The sequence below is a fragment of the Siphonobacter sp. BAB-5405 genome, assembly GCF_002872335.1.
Classification (GTDB): Bacteria; Bacteroidota; Bacteroidia; order Cytophagales; family Spirosomataceae; genus Siphonobacter.
This window is the reverse complement of the sequence record NZ_NJAG01000210.1, coordinates 1-665: the sequence shown is the minus strand read 5'-3', so window position 1 is coordinate 665 and position 665 is coordinate 1. Positions and strand designations below refer to the sequence as shown.

At 40.3% G+C, this 665-nt stretch carries 1 protein-coding gene; it reads left to right on the top strand.

Going from position 1 to position 665, the window contains the following annotated elements; translation table 11 throughout:
• A partial coding sequence (locus BWI97_RS27085; RefSeq protein ID WP_233208102.1) for a helix-turn-helix domain-containing protein occupies positions 1 to 253 on the top strand: 253 nt, incomplete at its 5' end.
• Positions 254 to 665: the final 412 nt, after the last annotated feature.

The window sequence follows — 665 nt, the reverse complement described above, 5'->3', positions numbered from 1 at the left end:
ACAAACGGTTTATGGACTTAATGCGGGAAGTAAAAGGGATAGTTCCAAAATGCTGTCCAAGGAGTTACAAGAACTGGAGATTAACGGTTTAGTCAGTCGCACGGTGAAGCCTACTAAACCGATCACGGTAGAATACGCGCTTACCGATTATGGTCAGACCTTGAGGCCTATCCTCTTGGAAATGGCTAATTGGGGGCAACATCACAGAATAAAAGTAAAAGCATCATTCAAGGGAGAAGTTAACAATAGTTAGCACATACATAACTTGAGCCTACTTAGATTTTAGGTTACTTCAATTGATTAATTTACTATAAAGACTAGGTCAAGAGAACATATCATTTAGTAAAAGATGTTGGTTGCAGGCTTGAAAAGGATAGATTATAATCACCTTACTTGGAAAGGAAAGTGATGGATTAAAATAGAGCTTTCTCAGCAAGAAAGCTCTATGGGTTTTTCCTAACCAAAACTTAAACAGTCTCTAGCACTTTTAGCACTATTGAACCAGGGGCTCGGACCAAACGAACAGAAACTCTTCGGGAGAGGGGTAGGGGCTACCGAAGAACTTCCTAAGGATGGGTGCAAAAGCCTTTCGATGAAGATAGAACTTTCTCAAGCGAGAAAGCCCTATCGATCTCCTCTTAACCAAAACGTGTTCACTACTTTTA